The following is an 18,207-nucleotide window of genomic DNA, read 5'->3' on the forward strand; positions in this document are numbered from 1 at the left end:
TCAATAAATTACGGAGCGAGTGATCACATATTGAATGGAGCTATGATTTTTGATGTGTGACAATACGATATCGCTGGCAAGTCATTTATCAATAGGAAGGCACTTTTGCTTATAAAACCGGTTTCATCTGTAACAAGTACGATAGCAAAATCCTTGCTCTCTATACTGCTGTTGTCGGTTGCTACGACTGGCTTTGCCATCTTTACTTTGGCTTCAAGCTTGAATGATGCGGAAGCGGTTAACGTGGCTGGTTCAATGCGAATGCAGAGCTACCGTTTAGCCCATGATATTCAAATAGAATCAGTTGATTATGATTCTCATATTCACGAGTTTGAGCGATCGCTTTACTCTCCATCCATGACCAAGTTGGTCAGTTGGAATGTTCCGACGGACATCACAGAAGATTATTACTTGATCATTGGTCGTTGGCATGAATTGAAGCAAGTATTAAACAGTGAAGATCGCAAGCACTATCTCGTGTTGGTTGAGAACTTTGTTACTGAGATAGATGGCTTCGTTTTCAAGCTTCAAGAATTCTCAGAAGATAAGTTAATAAAATTGGCGTGGGCCGGTGGTGTTGGCTTAGGCGGAATTTTGGTCATATCTCTTTTTGTTGTTCATTTTGTACGTAAACAAGTTGTTAAGCCATTGCATGCGCTCGTTGGAGCCAGTCAGCGGATCAAAAACAGTGACTTTGAGGTAGAGTTAAAGGTCACCAATAATAACGAACTGGGTATTCTGACTAAAACGTTTAACTCGATGGCCAAAGATTTGGGCGTGCTCTATCGAAACCTTGAGTCAGTTGTAGACGCTAAGACAGTTGAGCTGCAAAACGCCAACCAATCTTTGCAGGCGCTTTATCACTCGTCACAAGAACTTACGGTTACACGTATCGCACCAGAAAACTTCCGAGCTATTCTACAGCACCTAGTCAGTCTAGAAGGAATAGAGTCGTTAAGGCTTGAGATAGCTGATAGTTCGGGCCGTTCATTGATTATGGACGAAGGGTATGATTCGAACTTGGATTATGAAAAGTTTGAAATGAAGTTGGATGATAATGAGCTTATCTTAGGCTATTTATATTGTTCATATCATCATGGCCATTCAACCAAGACTCTGATTGAGAGCTTTATCCAACTGTTATCACGGGCGATCTATTATAATCGTGCGCAGAAGAAAGCAGAACAGCTTATTATAATGGAAGAGCGTGCAACGATTGCCCGTGAACTTCATGATTCATTGGCTCAATCACTGTCGTATTTGAAAATCCAAGTGACATTGTTGAAGCGCGTGATTGGCAAATTGCCAGAACAACAGCATCGAGAGCAATCTGAACAAATAGCGTCGGAAATCGGCAACGGTTTAGCTGATGCCTATACTCAATTACGAGAGTTGCTCACAACCTTTAGGTTGACAATAAAAGAGGGCAACTTCGGCGAGGCTCTAAGTACCATGCTTGAAGAGCTCAGTGAAAGAACAGATGCAAAGATTAATCTAACCAATAATCTTTCATCCATAGAGCTTGATGCACACAGTCAGGTTCACTTGCTTCAATTGATTCGTGAAGCAACAATAAACGCAATAAAACACGCCAATGCCGACTTGATAGATGTATGCTGTATCGATGAGGACGGTGAAGTATTAGTCGTGATTAAAGATAATGGAGATGGCTTTGACTCAAGTAGTTCCAAGACGAACCACTATGGGATGAGTATTATGCAGGAGCGTGCGGCAAGACTGAATGGCGACTTAACGATTGAAGCGGCTCAAGGTGAAGGCTGTACAGTCATATTGAAATATAAAAGTTTGAAGGAAGTTAAAGTTGACGATTTGTAAAGTAATGCTGGTTGATGATCATCCATTGATGCGCAGAGGTATAAGCCAATTACTGAGCTTTGAAGATGAATTCGAAGTGATTGCAGAAGCAAGTAACGGTACTGAAGCAGTCGCTCTTGCCCATGAAGAAGAACCTGATTTGATCCTATTGGATCTTAATATGAAAGGCATGTCTGGACTTGATACGCTGAAAGCACTGCGTACTGATGGTTCAAGCGCTAACATCGTTATTCTCACGGTTTCTGATAGCCCTGCAGACATTGAAGCGATCGTAAAGGCCGGCGCTGACGGCTACTTGTTGAAAGACACAGAACCCGATGAGTTAATCGAATTGCTTAAGCAAGCACACAGCGGTGACAAAGCTTACAGCAGTGTGGTTGCTCGTTACTTAAATGACGCTGGTAGTCGCAATGATATCTTCGACCAACTGACTGAACGCGAAATGCAAATCCTTCAAGAAGTCGGGAAAGGTTACCGTAACAAGCAGATAGCAGATCACCTGTTTATTTCTGAATCGACAGTTAAGGTACACATGAAAAGCTTGCTGAAAAAGCTACAAGTGCCTTCACGTACTGCTGCAACGGTTTTGTATCTAGAACGCTATGGTGAAATGAAGTAGGGCTTGTTCCTTTGAGATAACACTATTTCAAGCCTTACTGTTTATACATATCTCGATAGTTTTAACGATGTTGAGAAAATGAGATTAAAAAAAGGCGCTGAACTTATTAGGTTCAGCGCCTTTTGGTTTACGCATTTTATATCAGTATTGGTGTTCGTTTGTTCTTCGTTCTTTGAGATTAGAAACTTAAGGCTTACGCTGCCATTGGAACCAATACAAGCGTGCCGAAGATAACGGTAATAAGACCACAGATTACTGGTACAGAAGTACGTTTGACTACTTCAAATGGGCTGATTTTACCCATACCAGATGTCGCTACAATTACACCAGATACTGGTGAAATAGTACGGCCTAAGTTAGATGCTTGAAGCATTGGGATGATTAGGAACGCTGGGTTCAAGCCCATTTTCGCCGCTAATGATGGAGCCAGTTCTACGAATGCATAGAAAGGCGCGTTACCAGAACCTGTTGCGATAGCTGCAGCAACCGTTAGACCCGTCAGGATAAGCATCAATGCGATACCGCCTGCGCCTGCCGATTCAGCAAGACCAATTAAGTTATCAATCGCACCAATAGACATTAGACCTTGAGCAAATACGCCTGCCGCAACCAACAGCATTACCACGCCTTTAAACGCGTCAGCCATACCTTGGTAGCAAGAGTCTAAATCCTCTAGTGTTTTTTCGCCGTCAAACTTCTTAACAACGTAATCGATGACCGCGCCCACGAAGATAGAACCGACCACAATAGTGTAGATATCAAGTGAAAGCCCTGGAATCGTACGACCGTTGAATAGGAAAACGCCGATGATAGGCAGGAATGGAAGTGCAGCGTAGAAAGCCGGTGCTGTTGTTTCGATTTCGGAAACGTCTACTTTTTCCATTGGCGTGTTTTCTTTCTTATCTAGATATTTGTTCCAGAAGAAAGCCGCACCTGCCATCACGATGATCGCACAGATAGAAACAGGCAGTACCGTTTGAACAGCAAACACATCAAGAGACATACCTGATTTTTCTGCCGCGATAACCACATCACCAGAGGTTGGTGAAAGAATGATGGCTGCAGGTGACGCACAAACCGCAACTGCCGCTGGGCGAGAAATACCCATTGCCGTCATCATTGGGAATAGGGTTGCCATCAATAGCACACCAAGACCCGTTGCAGAACTTACTGCTAGAGACATTAGACACGCTACGATGTAAGCCGCAACAAGAAGTACATAGGGAGATTTGATCGCAGCAAGTGGTTTAGAGAACTGTTTCACTACCACGTTGTTAGCACCAATGTGCGTCATGTAAGAAGCAAAACCACAAAGAAGCATGATTTGCATACCTAGGCCGCCCCCGCGGTACTGAAGCATGTATTTAACAAATTCTAGTGAGTCGGTAACCATGTTACCTGTTGAAGCGACTTTAGCTGGTAAGACTGTGTGACCAATAAGGCCAGTAATAAGAAGTAGGGCAAGGCCAGCAGTTAGTAATACACCCGCCGCTTTATAGCCTTTTACAATAAAGTAACCAACAGCAATAGTAATCACTAATCCGATCAAGAGCTCTAACATAGAAATCTCCACAAAGTTTAAAAAATATAAGAAAGTGTTTCAGAATATGACAATGAATGTACAGAAAACTGCACTGTGGCACGAGGCATAGTTGAGGTTGATATGATCTAAGACAAACATTTTTTTCGATGTTAATTGTGGTTGTAAATCGTGATTAACTACTGTTGTTTAGATGTTAATAAACAAATTATATCGTTTGCTGGAATATAACTTGGATCACTTTTGTTGTGCTAAGTTGCATATGAAGGATTTAATTTATAAAATTATGCTTTTTCTAACTTAGTGTTGGAAATCAAAAGGAAAGGGCTATTTCTTACATTTAGGAAGGTATTTTTGCATTCGAGGATTAGAGTCTGACGCCTACTTAATTTGGAAATAGCAGACGCCAGAGGAAAGTCACATAGAATTTACAGAGTGTGCTCTGTTAGTGACGGTAAGCTTAATTGATATTTACTTCTGGTTCCGAATTTGAATAAGCGGGCAGGTCGGCACATGCCACTTTTTTACAGAAATGAATCATTCCACGTTGCGTCACCAATAACAGCTCTCTGTCGTTCAGTGTAATGTAAGTCATCGCATCTGAAGAGAGTACCGAGCCTTCACTGATCATGACTTTTTCATAGAACGCGAGCTCTCTGTCTGGGATGATCTGTTCGTGTTGAGTCTCATCCAACGAAATATCGTGTTGAGTGACAACGTAAGTGCCAGACGATGTGAAACCAGCCTCTTTAGTCGAAACATATAACAACTCGTAACTATTGTTCTTCTTAAATTCGATATTCACGGAAGCTTGGTTATAAATTATTTTCTCGGGCGGATTAACCACCGATGCCGTGTTGGCCAAATAATGACCTTTAAGGTGTTCTTTTGGAATGAAGGTTGTCAACCAGCCGACCAAAACCCCCAATAGAGCGACGGCAACGAATATCTGCTTTTCTTTATTCACAAGTAACTCCTTTAAATTCACTAGGGAAACTCAAAGATTTTCCTGAATTATCTATGATGATTTTTCGACCCTTATATTCATAAAGCGTCACGTTGAATAACTCATTAAAAGTGAATTCGTCGGTTTCGATTGCACAAGAGATAAAATGTTGGCCTGTAAGATCTTCACCTAAGCTATTTCTGTCTAAATAAGCAAACAAATAATGGGACAGACCAGCGGTTACTACAAATAAAGCAATTAGCGCTAACACGTGGTTTGTCTTTTTCGTTGGGACTGCTTTTTCTGCTGTCGCACTTTCTTCTATAGAGCTCTCTGTCGGTTGTTCGGTTTGCTGCGTGGATTGCGCTTGAATTTTACGTAGTGCACGTTCTTTATCTTGTGTCACTTGTCCTGCAAATCGGTAGCCTTTACCGCGCTCAGTGACGATGATCATTCCGCTCTTGTCTTCTAACGCTTTTCGGCAAATCGAGATGGTTTGCATTAGGCTGCCATCTTCTACGTAAATACCTTTAGACACCCACACCTGCTCAATAAGAACTTGGCGAGTGATCACCTCGTTGGGTCTCGAGATAAAAAACTTAAGCAGCTCTGATTCATTAGAACCTATTGGGTACGTACGGCCCGTCTTAAAGTGATGGATTTCACTCTCTTCTAAATTGACCTGTATATCATCATTGATAATAAATTCAGCAGACATCTGGGTTCTCATTGTTATAAGCGTTCTAACCTAAATATAACAAATGTCGCTACAAATATAAACTTACTGATTTTGGTGTCTTTTATATTTAAGCTTTTGATTTAAATTGATTTATTAACCTAATTAGATTCCCTTATATACCTTTTTGAGGTTGTTTAATGCGGTTTCAGGTGCTTGCCGTTAGTAGCTATTGGATCATTAACGGGTGACGCTGATTTAGTGGGTGTGGGTTAATTGCTCAAATTTCTTACGTAGTTTTATCAACGTGTCATTCCAACTCTGTGTTGCCTTGCTCTCTGCGAATAAAAGTCGAGCTTACTTCCGACTCAATCGGCAACTCAAATAACGATAAATCGCATGACCACACCAGTTAAATGCGAAAGCTACGAAGGAGCTGTTTTGAAAGATTTCAATAAGCCATATATATGTGGACTAATTACGCTTGCCTTACTCGGCTGTCAGTCTGAAGACTCGACTCAAGAACCTGTTTCAGTATTGGTTCCCTACAACATTGATGAACTGCCAAAACCAAACGATGGATACGGGTATGACGACGACGGAACCATTACCGGAGTCGGTGAACACGCTGTAACTTTGTCATCAAAGAACGATGCCTATTATCAGGACTACAACAACTCATACGCCGCTTTAGATGGTTGGGGACTTTGTGCAGAGCCTATTTTAATTCCGCTACAAAGTATTAATTCTGATAAGCGTTTTCCACTGAATAATGAAACTTTATCGGGGAACGTGGTGTTAATTAATGAGTCAACTGGTGAGGAAGTTAGCACTCAAATATCAGCCGATGGTTCTAATATTATTATTCAGTGCGAGTCAGGATTAAAAGAAGGAACGACTTACTCGATCGTTGTGACTGATGGGGTAAAAACTGAATTTGACGAACCTTTAAAAGCAGACGCTAGCTTTGATGAATTGATTTATTCAGGTGTTCCGCTAGACAGCGATAAGGAAGTAAGCCTTCAGGAGCAGGTATTAAATGCGATAGATTCATATTATGCGCTGTATCCTGAGAAGGGTATTCCTGTATATGCAGCTCAATTTAAAACTCAGAGTTCATATTCGTCACTGGATGCGATGAGGGATAACCATATTGTTGAAGGAACGACTTTTTCTGGCGAACTCATCTTGGTCGAAGATAAAACGACTAAATATGACCTTTATACTCAGAAACTAAAACTGCCATTTTATCTACCTTTCACGAAGAGTCGTGAATCTGAGTGCGATTACGACCAATATGAACCAAAGGCATCATGCCCGCCGCTATACGAATGGATGAAAACATCGACAGGCGGTTTTCCTACAGTAAATGAACCACTGCCAGTTGTTGTCCAGTCACAGATTGTCAATGCCGATGTTTACACACCAGCCCGTTGGGATGGGAAGACAACACTTCCGAGCGTTGTCTTTATTCATGGCGTCACGGCTGATAAATCTGCTGCGTCTCTAATGGCTAAAGATTACACAACACAAGGTTATGCAGTTGTAGCTATTGACATGCCCTATCACGGCGAACGTATGAGATACGATGTGAATGGTCTTGAAATCAGTGCTAAAGAGAACAAATCATTTTTCATCAATATCGACTCACCTTTCGCGCTTCGCTCCAATTTACAGCAGTCGGTTTCGGATTTCTTAGGTCTACGCTTTGCTCTGAATAATCAGCCATGGGTTGATAAGAGCAATATTCACCTAGTCGGTCACTCTCTGGGTGGGATCATGTCGGTGATGGTTAGTGAGTTTAGCCAAGATTCACCATTGTTTAAGTTCAAAACGGTTAACTTTGTTGTTCCGGGTCAGGGGCTTACCAATTTGGTTTTGTCTTCTCAGACGTTAGGGCCGGAAATGTCCGATGGGGTGAAAAAATCGCCGGATATACAGCGTAGTATCGCTGAAACTGTGATTCCGGAAAGCTGCGATGCAGAGAATAACAACCAAGAGTGTATTGAGTCATTAAACGAGTTTGTCAGTTTATCTTCCGAAAATGCTCTTACGGTTAACCAGTTAGAAAATGATATATATGACCTTCTTGTGACTGGTTTAAAGCAGGGTGTTCAGGCTGCTATTGATAGCTCTGACCCTGCGAGTTTTACATCCCGCCAAGCTAACAACAAACAACCAACGTTATTGCTGGCGGCAGTGGGCGACTGCGGTGAAACATGTGATGTTGGAGTGGATTATGTACCAGACAGTGTCGTTCCCAACTCAGCTCCAGACAACATAAGAACGGGAACTGAGCCACTAATTAAGGCTTTGGGATTAGCTCCAATTACGGGTACGACAGGACAGCCATTAACTACTACAGAAACCCGGGGGGTTATTCGAACGACCACGGGAGGGCATGGTACTTACCTATTCCCTTATGAGGGAACGATGGACGAATCAGGATTACCCGGATTCCCAGATTCTGAAGAGCTCAATTTTGTTTGGGATGCGACCAATACTCAGCAGGTTGCCGTTGCATCGATGGTAACAACAACGGGTGCATCAATCGAAATAGTGAACGAAGATCACATCGAAACAGAGGTGCCTCAAGATGAAGAATAAACTCTTACTGGGCACTGCCGCTGCTCTTGTTCCTTGCCTGACTAATGCGGCTGGATTTCAACTTAACGCACAATCAGCAACAGGGTTGGGCCGTGCATTTGCGGGCGATGCTGTGATGGCAGATAGCGCCGCGATTGTTGCAAAGAACAGCGCTGCGATGGCTTACATCGAGCAACCAACACTCTCTGTTGGGGCTATTTATATCGATAGTGGTATTGATGTGTCTAATGTTAGCTACACGCCAATGATTGGTGATACTCAAACGTTAGATGATCAATCGTTAGATGCAGGGACGTTAGTCCCAAACATGCATTATGTTCACCCTATCGAAGGTTCTAAATTCACATTAGGTGCAACTGTGCATTCTAACTTCGGCACCGATGTTGAGTTTGACGAGTCGTTCGAAGCGGACGAGTTCGGAGGTAAAACGGCGCTTTCCAGTATCAACGTTGGTTTTGCTGTGGCTTACGAGTTGTCAGAAAAAATCAACTTAGGCGCGGGACTGGATGTCATTTACGGTGAGGGTGAGATATACCACCAAGGCTTGCTAAATGTGGACGCAGATGGCTTCGGTCTGGGCACAAATGTTGGCGCGACTTACCAAGTCAATGAACATAACAAGTTTGGTATTACCTACCGATATAGCCCAGATATTGAAGTGGAGGGTGACATTACCAAAGGTGGTGTCCCTGCCGACAAGATGAATGTACCTCTACCAGACACACTCGAGTTTTCCGGTTGGCACCAGCTAAACGACCAGTGGGCTTTGCACTACAGCCTGCAGTGGGTGAACTGGTCTGAATTTGACTCGCTAACATCTGACTCTTATGACGACTCAATTAAAGAGTATCAATGGAAAGATGCAGGACATATTTCTGTCGGTGGTACGTACACCATGTCCAAAGACATCGTTCTACGAGCGGGTTACATGTACGACATTTCCCCAACTGACGAACTCACATCATTATCAATTCCTGATGTTAACCGTCATTGGCTCACCGTCGGAGGGACATATAACGTCACGGCCGCCAGTTCTGTTGATATTGGTGTCGGATTTATCATCGGAGAATCACAAGATATTGACGAAAGCCTGACGACGATCCCAGGAACGAGTTCCAATATAACTGCTGATGTGACTGCCGATGCACTCTTGCTCGGTGTTCAGTATCAGCATCGTTTTTAACTTTTACTTTGGAGTTCAGAACGTAAAAATTTAGGAATCATATAAAAATGCAGGGCTCGACAGTGAGTTGAGCCCTTTTCCCATTATTAGCTGTTTTAGCATTATTTAAATAGCTGGAAGCTCATTAAGTAAGAAATAGCTGCTTAGAAAAACGTTTTAATTCAGACGAATTCAACGGTTATGGTTATTAAAAATGAAATTTACAAAGCTTAGTAAAACAATCTGTTTGGCACTGTTTGCCTTACATATCTCTCCATCGTTTGCCCAAGATTCAAACTTGATTCCTGTGACTATTGAAAAAGCTCACAAACGAGCATTCACTTCTTCAATCAACGAGGTAGGTAAAATCAGGGCAACGGATTCTGCTGCATTGACATTTAGTGCCTCCGACAAAATTCTTAATATCCATTTCAAAGATGGAGATTCAGTTAAAAAAGGTGAACTGATCGCTCAACTCGACAATACCAAAGCGAAAGCCGATCTCGACAAAGCTAGAAGCTCTCTAGCGTTAGCAAAGTCGAAATTAAAGCGAGTACAAGAATTACTAAAGAAACAGCCTGACTCTATGTCTCAGCAAGATGTGGAAGAACTGGGAGAACAGGCGAATCTAGCCGCGGCTGATTTCCGCCAGAAAGAAGCGCTAATGAACGATTACCTGTTGGTTGCCCCATTTGACGGGCAGCTCACTAACTTTAGCCATTCAGTAGGCAGTAAAATTGATAGTTCGACGGCACTTGTTAGCTTGATCAAACTTGATCCTGTCGAAGTTCAGTATTCCATTGGCCAGTCGGACTTGGGCAACGCAAAGCTTGGGCAGAATGTTTCCATCCAAGTTGATGCATTTGTTGATGAAGCGTTTTCTGGCGTGGTGGATTACATTGCGCCAGCGGTGGACGAGAGCTCAGGCCGTGTTGAAGTACACGCGCACGTGACTAACCCAGAGCATCGCTTAGTTCCGGGTATGTTTGCCAAAGTAAGTCAGATGACGAGTGAAGACTCCACGCAAATGGTGGTTTCCCAAAACTCAGTTCAAGCAAAAGATGCAGAGCGCTTTGTTTGGGTTGTGAATGGCGAAAGAATCGAGCAACGTATTGTCGAATTAGGCGTGAATACTAACGATGGTTACGTTGTTGTAGAGAAAGGCTTGAAGCTTGGCGATAACGTCGTTGTGACGGGACAACAGAATCTTAAGAAAGCGTCGTTAGTTAAGGTCATGAACCCAAATGCTGAACAGAAAACCGTTGAGCTAATAACGGAACCGACAAACAAAGACAATCCTCAGCAGACCGCAAAGCCTAAAGTAGAAAAGACCATAACACAGGTGGATGAACCCCATCCGATTGAGCCTTCGGTTGATTGGACGGAAGCATCGAAAGGCGTAGATGAAGCGATCATCGAAAACAGCGAGCAAGCAGAGACGAGCGCGGCTGTTGAGGATTCAACGAGCGAAACTCACACTAACGAAACACTAAGCAAGGAAGCTGTAACGAAGGAGAATCTGGATGAAGCTTCCTGAGATTTGTATTAAGCACCCTGTGTTTGCGTCAGTTCTGAGTATCACCATTGTTTTGCTTGGGCTTTTGTCGTTTCAAAAGCTCTCAATCCAGTACTTTCCAGAACATAAAACACCGTCAGCAACGGTAACGGCTGCGATCAATGGTGCGAGTGCGGAGTTTATGTCACGCAATGTGGCAGATAAACTGATCACCGCGGCAACGGGTCTTGATAGTGTTAAGACCATGACCACGGATTGTCAGGAAGGCACGTGTAATCTAAAAATCATCTTTGAAGATGACATTAATGACGTCGAATACACTAGCTTGATGAACAACCTGCGTAGCAGCGTTGAAGCGATTGGTGATTTCCCGCCGAGTATGACGGATAAGCCAACAGTAACGGATGACTCTTCTGATACTAGCATGCCGAGCAACATCATCACGTTTGTGAATACTGGCAAGATGTCTAAACAAGATATGTACGACTACATCAGCCAACAAGTCGTGCCGCAGTTTAAGCATATTCAAGGTGTCGGTGGTATTTGGGGGCCGTACGGCGGTAGTGAGAAAGCGGTGCGTGTTTGGTTGCAACCGGATCGTATGATGGCGCTCAACATGAGTGCTTCTGACGTTGTCGGCACTTTAAGTTCATACAACGCAACGTTTACCGCGGGTACCATCAAGGGGCAAGTGCGAGATTTCTCTATCAACCCAGTAAACCAAGTCACCAGCGTTGATGACGTGCGAGATTTGGTGGTTCGTGTCGATAACGGCAAGATCATTCGTATAGGTGATATCGCTGAAGTCAAAATGGGGGAAGAGAGCCTTACACCAAGTATTCTACGTGTAGACGACAACCTAGCGATGTCGATTCAGGTGTTGCCGCTAAAAAGTGAAAACCCAGTAACCGTTGCGAATAAAGTGAAGAAACAGATTGATGTGATTCAGCCTCAGTTGCCAGAAGGCATTGAGATGAAGATGGTTTATAACCAAGCTGATTTCATTAAAACGGCAATTGACGAAGGTTTCATGACTTTAGTGGAAGCGATTGTACTTGTTTCTGTTGTCGTCGTTCTGTTCCTCGGTTCTGTTCGTGTGGCTTCGATTCCAATCATCACCATTCCAGTATGTGTGATTGGTGTGTTTGCCGTGATGCATGTACTTGGCTTTAGCATCAATGTGCTTACTATTTTGGCAATCATCCTTGCTATTGGTTTGGTGGTCGACGATGCGATTGTCGTGGCTGAAAACTGCTATCGTCATATCGAAGAAGGTGAAACGCCATTTAATGCTGCAATTAAAGGGTGTCGAGAGATCGTCTTTCCAGTGATTGCTATGACGTTAACATTGGCGGTTGTTTACTTACCAATTGGCTTGATGGCGGGCTTAACCGCTGACCTGTTTAGACAATTTGCTTTCACGTTAGCAGCAGCGGTCATTATTTCTGGGTTTGTGGCGTTAACGCTTTCGCCAATGATGAGTGCTTATTTAATGAAGCCTGTATCAACTCCGGCGAAGTGGTATCAAAAGGTTGATGCGAAACTGAATGTGTTATCGGATTTATACACCAAAGAACTGGGCAAATGGTTTGATCGTAAGGCTCTGATGAGTGGTATTGCTTTGGTACTAATCGCTCTGTCTGCCTTAGCGGTTTGGAAAATGCCTCAAGTATTACTTCCAACGGAAGATACCGGTTTTGTTGAGGTGACTTCTACGCCACCAACTGGTGTTGGCCGTCAGTACCATTTAGATAACAACGAGCAGCTTAACAGTGTGTTCAAGGGTAATAGTTCAGTAGAAGCGAACTTATCTTACATTGAAGGTACACCGACCAATCACGTTCTGTTGAAACCATGGGGTGAACGTGACCAGTCAGCTGATGAATTGGTAAACGAGTTTATCGCTAAAGCACAAAGTTCAGTGTCTGCTTACGGCATGTCCTTCAAGGTGCGCTCAGCAGATAACCTAAACATCGCTACCAACATGATCCTTGAATTGACAACGGTTAACCGTGATACCACTGTGCTGTCTGAAACCGCGAGCGAAGTCGTTAACGCGCTTGAGGATTACGAGGGCGTAACCAACATTAAGAACTCGATGTTGCGTGACCAGTTACGCTATGACTTATCGATTGACCGTAATGCGATTGTGTTGTCTGGTGTGGATTACGGCAATGTCACCAATGCGTTATCAACATTTCTGGGTTCAGTGAAAGCGGCGGATTTACAAGCGGATGACGGTTATACATACCCAATTCAAGTTCAAGTAAACCGAAGTGATCTTGGTGATTTCAAGGTGCTCGATAAGTTGTATGTGGATTCACAATCGGGGCAAAGGCTTCCGTTATCCCAATTTGTTTCAATCAAACAAGTGACATCGGAATCTAACTTCAAGACGTTCATGGGTAAAGACAGCGCTGAAATTACGGCTGACTTAATGCCCGGATACACGGCAAGTGATGTTAAAGCCTACATTGATGATACGGTTCCAAGCTTATTGAAACCGGCGCAGAGCTACGAATTCAATGGCATCGTTAAAGATCTAGTTGATTCAACCGCCGGCGCACAAGTGCTGTTCGTATTGGCGTTGATTTTCATCTTCCTGATTCTAGCGGCGCAATTTGAAAGCTTTGTCGACCCTATGATCATCTTGTTAACGGTTCCATTATGTATTGTGGGCGCGATTTTGACGCTGTCGGTATTTGGTCAAAGCCTCAATATTTACTCCAAGATAGGGTTGCTGACACTGGTTGGCCTAGTGACCAAGCACGGTATCTTGCTGGTGGAGTTTGCGAATGAGAAACGTAAGTCTGGCGCCAGTGCGCAAGAAGCGGCGATCAGCAGTGCTCGTTCGAGGTTGCGTCCTATCTTGATGACCTCACTCACGATGATCCTAGGTTCATTACCGTTAGCACTGGCTGATGGCCCTGATTCATTAGGTCGAATTAATATTGGTTTAGTACTGGTCGGTGGATTATCTGTCGGAACTTTCTTCTCATTGTTCTTAGTGCCTGTCGCGTATGTCGGTATGGCGAACCTAAAGCAAATGGATGCGTTGACTCGATTAAGAACCAAACCAGCGTAGCGAGATGCTTTAAATTTATCTAGATACTTCAAGGCCCTCATTGTGAGGGCCTTTTGCTATTGTGGGCTAGATTAAGTGAGGAAAGCGGTGAGGGCGGTTAGAAATCGTAGTTTAGATTCATTGAGCTGTAGATTTCGGCGTTACTTTGATCTGAGGCGACAGTGGTGTTGTAAATGTATTCGGTATCAAACGTCAGTGCTAAATTACCCATCAGAATGTTCTTCAAATAGCCTTTTAGGTTGTAGTTTGTGTTCTCTTCACCGTAGGCCATGTTTGCAGTTGCACCCATAGAAAACGTTTCTGTAAGTGTTAGCGATCCATCAATACTGGCATTAACGATCAGCTCGTAGTTTTCTTTGTTTGGGAACTCTTCATCGGAGGGTTGTCGTTGACTGATTCTGTAACCCGGACCCGCAGAGCCTTGAAGCTTGATTCTTTCTGTATCGTAAAAGTGACGACCCAATCCGGTCGCGGTAATGAATTGCTTACGATAAGTACCAAAGTGGTCGTGTTCAAAACGTGTTGTCGCGACCAAATAGGTGACTTCGTTCAAGTCGTAGCTGATGCCATAGTTGGTGGTATAGCGATTGGTGCCGTCTTCATCGTTTTCAGCATCGGTATAGTAGGTATCAAACTGAACTCGTTGGCCCCAGTTCTCTTTTTTGTATCCAATAGAGATTCCAGAGTTGATCGACAAAGATGAGCTGGTGTTTTGTGAGTAGATAAACCCAAGCTTGGTCAAGGTCGTAAAAGGGGATTCTTTAGCTTCTTCTTGTAATTCAGAACCTTCGCTTAATACGACTTGGTCCTCGACTTCCACTTCTTCAACCTCCTCTCCAGCCTCTTTTCCAAATATGGGCATAGAGAACGCGATGAGAGCTAAAGGTAGCTTTCCTAGGTATCGTGTGTATGAAACTGTGTTTGTTAATGGGCGCGTTGTTTGCGAGATAGCGTGTGTCGACATAATGGTTTGGTATATAAAATGATAGAATACGACGAACGCAAGGTTAGTCGTGAAGAGTCGCCAATGATTGAATCGAAAAAGCTAGTGAGTTACGACGCCATAGGTAAAGGCGAAAAAATCGTTTTTATCGCTGAGAACCCGCTACCTCGATGAGGATTGAAATCTTCAATGTGGACAAAGAATTCAAGTATCTCAGAAGGTTTATCGTCTTCGATTAATAAGAACTCGAGTAGCCCTTGTTCGACATGGCATGAAACTATGGTCTCGCTTGATTGATCTGCTGAAATCTGTTCAACATTGATCACAACGCTCGTCTCGGGTAAGACATTGAAAGCATCTTGCGCACATTTGAGAATACAGCTGGAGACATACTCTCGATATAAAGCATTGCTTTCAGAAAGAGACATCGTTTCAAGCTTCACTTCACCTTGGCACATTACCTTTTTTTCTTTAGGGATCACGTTGTGCTTATTAACCTGAATATTGATTTCTAGCAGGTGACCATTCTTATAAGTATTGAAGTTATGGTTAATCAGCTTAGTGTCGGCTACCGCGGCGTTAATGGAGTTCTGCTGAGCTTCGGAAAGGGCAGAAAGCTTTGCTTCGCTATCGTTGTTTAAAATACCTTTCGATAATTGATTGCCCTTGGCCCAGTAGCTGTAGCTTTGAACCCAATGCACAAACTCTGTCTTGTATTGCTCGATGTCCTGTTCGGCGGCACGCTCAATATTGTTGGTGAGGGTGTACAATTTCGACTTGTTGCCTAGCAGCATATCTAGCCAGCTAGGCTTGTACTCATCGAGTGCTTCCATGGCTTTGACTTTATGATCGAATCGAACTGTTGGCATTACCGGAGCAGGCTCCATCGCAATCGACTCCCAATTCATTTTTGGGGTCGGAATGGTATGCACGGATTGGATTAAGTATAGGTGCTGATTGAATAAGTTCACTTCACTTACAGCGTCCTCAAGTTGTTTGGTATTCATCTACATTCCTGTCGACTGTTGTTCTTGTAATTTGGCGCTTAGTTTATGGTCAAAGCGCGCGAACAGTATTTAAATGAATGTGAATGATCTTTCGTGAGGTTACTTGATATTGGTTTAGGAATATTTCGACTGTGGAGAGATTAGCTTCGGTTTATGAGGGAGGAAGCGGCACATCGAGCCTGGCACAAAATGAACTCGAAACAACATGACAGGCAAGAAAGCGAAACCCTGCGTTGAAAGCAGGGTTTTTATTGAATCAGTACTGAGTGACTGGTTAGGCAATGTGCGTCATTTTGTTAATCACAAAGGTTTCAATACAGTTTTCAGTCGCAGCCATGTACTCGGCGATGTGTTGGCTCGCTAAGTGTTTCTCTAGATGAGCTTCAGAGTCCCAGTTCTCATGAAAAACGAAGTGAGCAGGGTTACTGTTATCTTGATGGAGGTCGTAGTTGATACAGCCTTCTTCGGAGCGGGTTTTATCGATCAATTTAATCATCTCTGATTTAACTAGCTCAGTTTTATCTTCTTTAGAGACGATCGTTGCAATAATGGTTAGCTTAGTCATTGTGAATTCCTAGGGCAATAAATCTCTGGGTCCGGGTAATATAAGTATCTATAAACCAAAGAAAAAGATACGATCTATCCAATGACTATGGCTGTTTGTGTCCATAATTCTCTTTGTAATCGCGAGATTATTAATGAATTACGCTCATAAGAAAGCCCGACACTAAGCCGGGCATCTTAAAAAGTGAATGAATTAGTTACTGAAATCAGCCTTTACCCAGATCATACGATGGTCAGAGGATACATCCTTGCCGTTACCATAATCACCAATTCGTGAGTCATTGAATAGTTTGCGTCCTTCTTCATACGAAGCTGACCAATAAACACCAGATTCAACAATGTTTAATGTAGCTGACGGCAGTGCGTAATCAACCGCAAGTCCAAACGTCGAAGTTATACGGTTTGGTTGTGGGTGAGACGATGACTTATCTACCGCATGTTCAGCTGCGCCATAACTAGTAGGGTATAGACTGCCGTTGGTGACTTCTTGATTAACTAATGAGTCGTTATGCAAGTCTTGCATTACAGAGCTAATGCCGTCGCCATCAACAGGATCTAGGTTTTGGTCACCCATCATAACAAAGTGCTTGCCTTGCTCTAGGCCACCTGTTTTTCCAGTGTCATCATAGATGAACGACTTGTTTTGGATGTATTGGTGCCAGAAGTCGACTTCTGCTGCGTTTTGCTCAATGTTCTTACCCACATCAAAAGCTGGAGGAGTAGGGTGTGACATCAACAAGTGAACGGTTTCTGTCCCGTTTTTAGTTGGAATTAGGATCGGCGCGTCAACGTGGTTTTTTGACGATAGACGAACTTCTTCCCATTCAGCTGCTGTGTACCACTCGTCGCCACAGTCCATGCCGACAGGGAACTTACTAGGATCATCACACACTGTGATTGTTGGGATGGTTGCACCTTCAAGATCCTTCCATTTAAATTCTTGGAATGTACGAGTGTTTGCCGTGTCTATCTCATATTTAGACATTAGAGCAAACGCGTACTGCCCGTGGTAGAAACCGAAGCCCCAAGCGTCACCGGGAAGTGTTCCAAAATTACCGTCATTGTCTAAATCAAAACCAAATTCGTTCAGCAAACCTGTATTGGTCGAATAGCTTTCAAAATATGGGTATGAGATTGGTTCTAGGTTCGCGTCGCCACCTGCACCTTCGATACTTTGAGCAACAGAAAGGTAGTTCTTCTGGAAGCCTTCGAGCGCTGATTTGTCGGTACCAGTACCATCATTGTTAAATTCAGCCATCATCAGCACATCAGGTCGATTCTTTTGAATCACGGCAGCGACGTTGCGGATCTGGATAACCTTTGCAGCTGTTACTTTGTCAGCGTCATCAATCGTGTTATCCAAATAGTCGGTCACTAGTTTTGTTTGAGCGCTTGGTTCAATCTGCATTTCTGTCACAAGGTCTTCGAAGGTGGCACGATCAAAAGACAAGTTATAAGTCGCGATCTTTACTTCTTCAGGTTGAACGTAATCTGTGTCACTGCTGCAACCAATCAAAAGTGCAGAAGAGATGGCGAAAGCGATAGATGTTTTTAACAATTTCATAAAGTGGGTCCGCTAATTGCTGAAAGAAATTTGGGACGCGCATGTTATGAGATGGATATCATTCTGTAAGTGATTCTTGTCACAGGCAAGGCTCTGAAGTGACATCTTGTTGCATTGAAAATGTGACATTTGGAACTAGTGT

Annotated in this window: 13 protein-coding genes; 6 read left to right on the forward strand and 7 right to left on the reverse strand. The window is 43.3% G+C overall.

What is annotated here, in order from left to right; all coding sequences use genetic code 11:
- The first annotated feature begins 105 nt into the window (after positions 1-105).
- Together narQ and BCU34_RS19645 are read left to right on the forward strand one after the other, a co-directional pair.
- The gene (gene narQ, locus BCU34_RS19640; RefSeq protein WP_102478768.1) at positions 106-1,836 is read left to right on the forward strand and encodes a nitrate/nitrite two-component system sensor histidine kinase NarQ; all 1,731 of its coding nucleotides are present in this window, start codon (positions 106-108) and stop codon (positions 1,834-1,836) included.
- Complete coding sequence (locus BCU34_RS19645) at positions 1,823-2,455, forward strand: response regulator (protein ID WP_102478769.1); 633 nt, start codon at positions 1,823-1,825, stop codon at positions 2,453-2,455. Before narQ ends, BCU34_RS19645 begins: the two co-directional genes overlap by 14 nt.
- A 193-nt stretch (positions 2,456-2,648) precedes the next feature.
- Here the strand turns inward: BCU34_RS19645 and dcuC are convergent, their stop codons facing one another.
- The 3 genes from dcuC to BCU34_RS19660 all read right to left on the reverse strand — a co-directional run bounded on the left by dcuC (position 2,649) and on the right by BCU34_RS19660 (position 5,659).
- Complete coding sequence (gene dcuC / locus BCU34_RS19650) at positions 2,649-4,016, reverse strand: anaerobic C4-dicarboxylate transporter DcuC (protein WP_009845449.1); 1,368 nt, start codon at positions 4,014-4,016, stop codon at positions 2,649-2,651.
- 439 nt (positions 4,017-4,455) lie between these two features.
- Positions 4,456-4,962 carry a hypothetical protein gene (locus tag BCU34_RS19655; RefSeq protein WP_102478770.1) on the reverse strand — a complete coding sequence of 169 codons (507 nt, stop codon included), beginning with the start codon at positions 4,960-4,962 and terminating at the stop codon, positions 4,456-4,458.
- Entirely contained in the window at positions 4,955-5,659 is a 705-nt protein-coding gene (locus BCU34_RS19660) for a winged helix-turn-helix domain-containing protein (RefSeq protein WP_102478771.1), read from the reverse strand. The genes BCU34_RS19655 and BCU34_RS19660 overlap by 8 nt, the downstream gene beginning before the upstream one ends.
- A gap of 357 nt (positions 5,660-6,016) precedes the next feature.
- On the opposite strand from BCU34_RS19660, the gene BCU34_RS19665 reads away from it, so the two are divergent.
- The 4 genes from BCU34_RS19665 to BCU34_RS19680 all read left to right on the forward strand — a co-directional run bounded on the left by BCU34_RS19665 (position 6,017) and on the right by BCU34_RS19680 (position 13,987).
- Complete coding sequence (locus BCU34_RS19665; RefSeq protein ID WP_102478772.1) at positions 6,017-8,224, forward strand: alpha/beta fold hydrolase; 2,208 nt, start codon at positions 6,017-6,019, stop codon at positions 8,222-8,224.
- Positions 8,214-9,407 carry an outer membrane protein transport protein gene (locus BCU34_RS19670; RefSeq protein WP_102478773.1) on the forward strand — a complete coding sequence of 398 codons (1,194 nt, stop codon included), beginning with the start codon at positions 8,214-8,216 and terminating at the stop codon, positions 9,405-9,407. The genes BCU34_RS19665 and BCU34_RS19670 overlap by 11 nt, the downstream gene beginning before the upstream one ends.
- Positions 9,408-9,600: 193 nt before the next feature.
- A complete protein-coding gene (locus BCU34_RS19675) occupies positions 9,601-10,923 on the forward strand; it encodes an efflux RND transporter periplasmic adaptor subunit (RefSeq protein ID WP_102431382.1) in 1,323 nt (440 codons plus the stop codon).
- Positions 10,910-13,987 (forward strand): efflux RND transporter permease subunit, encoded by a 3,078-nt coding sequence (locus tag BCU34_RS19680; RefSeq protein WP_102478774.1) that lies wholly within the window; start codon positions 10,910-10,912, stop codon positions 13,985-13,987. Before BCU34_RS19675 ends, BCU34_RS19680 begins: the two co-directional genes overlap by 14 nt.
- A 97-nt stretch (positions 13,988-14,084) precedes the next feature.
- Here BCU34_RS19680 and BCU34_RS19685 read toward each other — a convergent pair whose 3' ends face one another.
- From BCU34_RS19685 to BCU34_RS19700, 4 genes are all read right to left on the reverse strand, one after another.
- Positions 14,085-14,849, reverse strand: coding sequence for a YdiY family protein (locus BCU34_RS19685; RefSeq protein ID WP_102479740.1), 765 nt, complete (start codon positions 14,847-14,849; stop codon positions 14,085-14,087).
- Positions 14,850-15,040: 191 nt separating this feature from the next.
- Positions 15,041-15,937 carry a hypothetical protein gene (locus BCU34_RS19690; protein ID WP_102479739.1) on the reverse strand — a complete coding sequence of 299 codons (897 nt, stop codon included), beginning with the start codon at positions 15,935-15,937 and terminating at the stop codon, positions 15,041-15,043.
- Between the two features lie 274 nt (positions 15,938-16,211).
- A complete protein-coding gene (locus BCU34_RS19695; RefSeq protein WP_065584768.1) occupies positions 16,212-16,502 on the reverse strand; it encodes a putative quinol monooxygenase in 291 nt (96 codons plus the stop codon).
- A gap of 192 nt (positions 16,503-16,694) precedes the next feature.
- Positions 16,695-18,065, reverse strand: a complete 1,371-nt coding sequence (locus BCU34_RS19700) for an endonuclease/exonuclease/phosphatase family protein (protein WP_102479738.1) — start codon at positions 18,063-18,065, stop codon at positions 16,695-16,697.
- Positions 18,066-18,207: the final 142 nt, after the last annotated feature.

It is taken from the genome of Vibrio sp. 10N.286.45.E10, from assembly GCF_002874195.2.
Lineage (GTDB): Bacteria > Pseudomonadota > Gammaproteobacteria > Enterobacterales > Vibrionaceae > Vibrio > Vibrio crassostreae.

Excerpts from the sequence above, each read along its gene's own strand:
- dcuC (WP_009845449.1), bottom strand. The coding sequence starts at position 4,016 with ATGTTAGAGCTCTTGATCGGATTAGTGATTACTATTGCTGTTGGTTAC.
- BCU34_RS19660 (WP_102478771.1), bottom strand. The coding sequence starts at position 5,659 with ATGTCTGCTGAATTTATTATCAATGATGATATACAGGTCAATTTAGAA.
- BCU34_RS19665 (WP_102478772.1), top strand. The coding sequence starts at position 6,017 with ATGACCACACCAGTTAAATGCGAAAGCTACGAAGGAGCTGTTTTGAAA.
- BCU34_RS19670 (WP_102478773.1), top strand. The coding sequence starts at position 8,214 with ATGAAGAATAAACTCTTACTGGGCACTGCCGCTGCTCTTGTTCCTTGC.
- BCU34_RS19675 (WP_102431382.1), top strand. The coding sequence starts at position 9,601 with ATGAAATTTACAAAGCTTAGTAAAACAATCTGTTTGGCACTGTTTGCC.
- BCU34_RS19680 (WP_102478774.1), top strand. The coding sequence starts at position 10,910 with ATGAAGCTTCCTGAGATTTGTATTAAGCACCCTGTGTTTGCGTCAGTT.
- BCU34_RS19685 (WP_102479740.1), bottom strand. The coding sequence starts at position 14,849 with ATGCCCATATTTGGAAAAGAGGCTGGAGAGGAGGTTGAAGAAGTGGAA.
- BCU34_RS19690 (WP_102479739.1), bottom strand. The coding sequence starts at position 15,937 with ATGAATACCAAACAACTTGAGGACGCTGTAAGTGAAGTGAACTTATTC.
- BCU34_RS19695 (WP_065584768.1), bottom strand. The coding sequence starts at position 16,502 with ATGACTAAGCTAACCATTATTGCAACGATCGTCTCTAAAGAAGATAAA.
- BCU34_RS19700 (WP_102479738.1), bottom strand. The coding sequence starts at position 18,065 with ATGAAATTGTTAAAAACATCTATCGCTTTCGCCATCTCTTCTGCACTT.